We start from the raw sequence: 5,365 nt of genomic DNA, 5'->3' as shown, positions 1-5,365 counted from the left end.
TCGTAAAGGAGTTAGGAGTTATTAATCTTAATTTTCTTTTTCCATTTCCCTATTCTCAATTAATCCCTAACTAATAACTAATAACCACTAACTATTAACCAATCAAAATTGCTTGACTGTAGTTAAAAGATTGTCGCGCAAAGAAGCAATGGGAATATTATTAATAATTTCAGCAGCAAAAGCGTAAATTAACAAGTTGCGCGAATCATTTTCATTAATTCCTCTACTTTGTAGATAGAAAATTTCATCATCTTCTAACTGACTGACTGTAGCACCATGAGCGCATTTGACATTATCTGCCGTAATTTCTAGTTGTGGTTTGGTGTCAACTCTTGCTTTTGGGGAAAGTAATAAATTCCGGTTTAACTGCGCTGCATTAGTGAGTTGGGCAGGTTTAGGCACAAAAACCTTCCCATTAAATATGGCATGTGCCTTATCACCGACAATATTTTTTTGTAACTGCTTGCTGATACCATAGGGATGATTTAATGCGATCGCACTATGCATGTCCCCAATTTGGCTATCTTTAATCATCGATAACCCATTGAGAGTTGTTTCTGTCTGTTCCCCAGTTTGCAGGATTTCTAAATTGTGACGGGATAGTTTGCCACCAATACTTATGGTATTACAGGTATATCGACTGCAACGCCCTTGGGTAACGGCTGTTTTGCCAATATGAAATGCCGCTTTTGAGTCGTTTTGAACCCTAATATGATTCACGCTGGCATTTTCAGAAATCCAAATTTCCGTGACAGCATTGGCAAAATAAACACTCTCATCTGGGTTCGACATCTTGCCCGACACAAATTCTTCGACAAAAGTAACTTGGGAACCTGTTTCAGCAACAACTAAACAGCGAGGTTGGGAAATTCCCGGAGTTTCCCCAGTCGTTATATACAGCAAATGGATTGGGGTTTCGACGACGACATTTTTAGCAACCCAAATAACTGCTGCATCTGGTGCGATCGCGGTATTTAATGCTGTAAATACTTCTAGATTCCCCTCTGCTTGAGCAAAATATTCTTGGGCTTTTTCTGTATATTCCGCAGGCAAATTGGATATATTTGTAACTAAAATTCCTGCTGGCAAACCGGAAACAGATGATAATTTTGGTTCGTAAATACCATTAACAAATACCAAACGGCTGTTTTCGGTTTCTGGTAAAAATTCTATATTTGGAAGGGCAAAACTACCCGTCTCGACATGGCTAAATTGAATCTGTTTGAGAGTAGATAAATCTGTAAAACGCCATTCTTCGTCGCGATTGGTTGGTAATGTGGAATGACGTACCCAATTTGCAGCACGCTCTTTAATTTCCTGTAACCAATCTAAAGATGCAACATGTCCCGTTTTTACAGTGTTTAATAAACCCGTCAAATAAGCATCCCGATCCACCAAACTAGATGTGAGACTAGCGACATCAGAATTGGGAATTGGGCTAGGAGAAACTTGTAAAGACACTTTTGTTGTTGTCATCTTATACCCCCACAGTCTCAAAATCTTGTTCCAAAATCCAATCGTAACCGCGTGATTCCAACTCTAATGCTAGTTCTTTACCACCACACATGAGAATCTGTCCCCGCGCCATCACATGCACGTAGTCAGGTATAATATAATCAAGCAAACGCTGATAGTGGGTAATCATAATGGTGGCATTTTGTGGATTTGCCAACTGATTTACACCACCAGCCACAATCTTCAATGCATCAATATCTAAACCCGAATCAGTCTCATCCAAAATGGCAATTTTAGGTTCCAAAAGTGCCATTTGCAGAATTTCATTCCGCTTTTTCTCACCACCAGAAAAACCTTCATTTACACTTCGATTCAAAAAAGCCGAATCCATCTTCACCACATCCAGCTTTTCGTGAACCAAATCTTCAAAATCGAAAGGTTCCAACTCTTCCAAACCCTGCGCTTTCCGTTTCGAGTTATAAGCAACCCGCAAAAAGTCTAAATTACTGACACCAGGAATTTCCAAAGGATACTGAAACGCCAAAAATACACCGCTTCTAGCTCTATCTTCCGGTTCCATTTCCAGCAAATTCTGCCCTTGGAAAATCACCTCTCCACCAGTTACCTCATATGCTGGATGTCCAGCCAAAATCTTCGAGAAAGTGCTTTTACCAGAACCATTAGGTCCCATAATCGCATGAATCTCCCCCGCTTTGACTTCAAGATTTACACCCTTCAAAATCGGGGTTCCATCAACACTTGCCGTCAAATCACTTACTGACAGCACTATTTCACTATTCTCAATAATCATCTTTCTTTTTTTTGTTTGCTTTGAGGTTTAATGATATTTTTTTGTCTCACTCAGAGTAGCAGAGTCGCAGAGAGGAGATTTGCGACTTTGCATGGGATGAAAGAGTAAAATTACCCAACACTACCTTCTAATTTGAGGCTGAGTAACTTATCTGCTTCAAGAGCAAACTCCATCGGTAGCTGATTAAATACATCCTTACAGAAACCACTAATCATCATCGATATGGCATCTTCTGCGGAAATACCCCGTTGCGTAAAGTAAAATAATTGGTCTTCCCCTATTTTCGATGTCGAAGCTTCATGTTCGACTTTAGCGGTATTATTTTGTACTTGAATGTAGGGAAATGTATTCGCACTGGCATTATCACCAATCAGCATTGAGTCGCACTGAGAATAATTTCTAGCACCTTTAGCTGTGGGATTCATCTTCACCAAACCCCGGTAGCTATTACTCGAATTACCTGCGGAAATTCCCTTAGAAATGATTGTGCTGCGGGTATTTTTACCAACGTGAACCATTTTACTTCCAGTATCCGCTTGCTGCATATTATTTGTTAATGCAACCGAATAAAATTCACCCACAGAATTGTCACCAACTAAAACACAGCTGGGATACTTCCAAGTAATCGCCGAACCTGTTTCTACCTGTGTCCAAGATATCTTAGAATTTACACCCTGACACAAACCACGTTTGGTAACAAAGTTGTAAATACCACCTTTACCATTAACGTCCCCTGCATACCAGTTTTGAACTGTAGAATATTTAATTTCGGCATTGTCGAGGGCAACTAATTCGACTACGGCAGCATGTAACTGGTTGCTGTCATACATCGGCGCTGTACAACCTTCGAGGTAAGATACATAACTACCTTCTTCAGCAACAATCAAAGTCCGCTCGAATTGCCCACTGTCGCCATTATTAATCCGGAAGTAAGTAGATAGTTCCATTGGGCACTTAACACCCTTGGGTATATACACAAATGAGCCGTCACTAAAGACGGCGGCATTCAATGCGGCGAAGTAATTGTCAGCAATGGGTACGACGCTACCCAAGTACTTTTTAATCAGTTCGGGGTGTTCTTGAAGGGCATCAGAAAACGACCCAAAAATCACACCATCTTTTGCTAGTTTTTCTTTGAATGTGGTGGCAACCGAAACGCTATCAAAAATCGCATCAACGGCAACATTTGCTAGTCGTTTTTGTTCATTGAGGGGAATACCTAGTTTTTCAAAGGTTTCTAGAATGGTTGGATCGACTTCATCCAAGCTGTTTAATTTTTTCTTAGCTTGTTTGGGGGCGGAATAGTAGATAATATTCTGGTAATCGATCGGTGGATATTTCAAACCAGACCAATCGGGTTCAGTCATCTTCAGCCACTGGCGATAAGCCTTGAGGCGAAACTCCAGCATAAACTCCGGCTCGTTTTTCTTCGCAGAAATGAGACGAACAATGTCTTCGCTCAACCCGCGAGGAATCGTATCTGCCTCGATGTCGGTGACAAAGCCGTATTTGTAAGGTTGATTAACTAAAGTTGTGGCTGTGACGCTCATCGGTAGTGTCTCGTGGTATGGTTAGTGTCTCTTCGGTTCTTGTCTTTTTTGCTTGGTTACGGCAGGATTCTCTTTAAGGATGGAGACGGGTTGTTTTACCGCTTCCTTTTCTGTTTTACCGAATGTATAAACGGTTGTTAGAATTTAGGATATGATTAAAACAACAGGGTTGTTGTTTAACGTATCTTCATTGTACGCTAAATTAACAACAACATTGTTGTCAAACTAATTTTTTTTAAATAAATTTTGGGGCGAAGATGCAGACTACGCAGCAAACCTCAACGAAGCAAGAGATTTTAGAGTTTCTTGCAATACAAGGGAAGGCTTCAGCGCTAGAGCTAGCCGAAGCGTTGGATATTAGTCCCCAAGCGGTTCGTCGCCATTTAAAGGATTTGGAGACTGAGGAATTGATTGTCAATTCGGCAACAGAGCAGGTAGGTATTGGTCGTCCCCAGCTTATATATAAGTTAAGCCAGCAAGGACGCGATCGCTTACAACCGATCCATAGCTATGGCAATTTTGCCGTCTCGCTGTTGGATACTTTAGCCGAAACTGTGGGACGAGAGCAAGTGAGTACAATTTTAAGGAAGCAATGGGAACGTAAAGCTCTGGAATATCAGCAAACGTTGGGTAATGCATCCCTATTGGAAAGGGTTGCCATGTTGGTGAAACTGCGAAAAGCGGAAGGCTATATGGCAGAATTTCATCCGGTAGAATCAAAGGAATCATCGGAATGCGAAAATAGTTTTATTATTGCCGAACATAATTGTGCAATATCCAATGTCGTAGAATCTTTTCCCAGTGTTTGCGGGCATGAGTTAGAGATGTTTGCTACTGCACTACCCGATTGTACGGTCGAACGTACCCATTGGATTATCGATGGGGAACATCGCTGTGGTTATTTAGTTCAGCCACGAAAAGGATGAGATTGAATGATTAAGTTTAGTTATCAAATCTCAGTTTAGGCTATGATTATTTAATAATTAGTAACTAGTTTTACGAATTAATTATTCTCGTAGGTTTTTCAGTATTTATAACTACTCAGTGAATTATGCGATATGCCTAAGCGAATTAATCTCGGCTTATGGCAATGTTAAGATATATGAATGAAAGTTGACCAAAATTTGCTGTTGGTTCAGATTTTTTAAATAAACATTATTGATTAACTATGGATTTGCGATCGCAACAACCTGGGGCACAATTTTTAACAACCGAAGAGTCAGCAAAAGTTGATGCAGCTTTGCTTTCATCTCCAGAGAAATTTTTAACAAGGATAACTATTTCCTCTTTAAGAGTATTAACTCACATTGCCAAAGAGTATGATGTTGCTGTCGAGGAATTGACACCCCAGCAAGTAATAGCTTGGTTTGAGAAAGATGCTAAAATTCGCCGAGAAGAAGGTATTGATGCGGCGTTTTTGCAGTGGTAAGTTGGAAGTTATTAGTTAATAGTTAGGAGTTAGGAGTTAGGAATTAAGAATTAAATGCAGGTTTATTTAATTTCATTTATCTCCTTTGATAATATATTAGCTAATCGCTCTAATTCTATT

5 protein-coding genes are annotated in these 5,365 nt (G+C 40.0%); 2 read left to right on the top strand and 3 right to left on the bottom strand.

Annotation, left to right across the window (positions count from 1 at the left end; translation table 11 throughout):
- Positions 1-102: 102 nt before the first annotated feature.
- From sufD to sufB, 3 genes are all read right to left on the bottom strand, one after another.
- The gene (gene sufD / locus CK510_RS25595; protein WP_095724356.1) at positions 103-1,461 is read right to left on the bottom strand and encodes a Fe-S cluster assembly protein SufD; all 1,359 of its coding nucleotides are present in this window, start codon (positions 1,459-1,461) and stop codon (positions 103-105) included.
- A 16-nt stretch (positions 1,462-1,477) separates the two neighbouring features.
- On the bottom strand, positions 1,478-2,266 hold the full coding sequence (gene sufC, locus CK510_RS25590; RefSeq protein WP_095724355.1) for a Fe-S cluster assembly ATPase SufC: 789 nt from the start codon (positions 2,264-2,266) through the stop codon (positions 1,478-1,480).
- A 110-nt stretch (positions 2,267-2,376) separates the two neighbouring features.
- Positions 2,377-3,816 carry a Fe-S cluster assembly protein SufB gene (gene sufB / locus CK510_RS25585; RefSeq protein ID WP_095724354.1) on the bottom strand — a complete coding sequence of 480 codons (1,440 nt, stop codon included), beginning with the start codon at positions 3,814-3,816 and terminating at the stop codon, positions 2,377-2,379.
- 257 nt (positions 3,817-4,073) lie between these two features.
- Here sufB and sufR point away from each other — a divergent pair, with 257 nt between their 5' ends.
- Together sufR and CK510_RS25575 are read left to right on the top strand one after the other, a co-directional pair.
- Entirely contained in the window at positions 4,074-4,742 is a 669-nt protein-coding gene (gene sufR / locus CK510_RS25580) for an iron-sulfur cluster biosynthesis transcriptional regulator SufR (RefSeq protein WP_095724353.1), read from the top strand.
- A gap of 242 nt (positions 4,743-4,984) precedes the next feature.
- Complete coding sequence (locus CK510_RS25575) at positions 4,985-5,245, top strand: NDH complex assembly factor CRR9 (RefSeq protein ID WP_095724352.1); 261 nt, start codon at positions 4,985-4,987, stop codon at positions 5,243-5,245.
- Positions 5,246-5,365 lie beyond the last annotated feature (120 nt).

It is taken from the genome of Brunnivagina elsteri CCALA 953 (assembly GCF_002289455.1).
In the GTDB taxonomy this organism is placed as follows: Bacteria; Cyanobacteriota; Cyanobacteriia; order Cyanobacteriales; family Nostocaceae; genus Brunnivagina; species Brunnivagina elsteri.
Note: the sequence above shows the minus strand (reverse complement) of the source record. Positions and strands in the feature narration are given on the sequence as shown.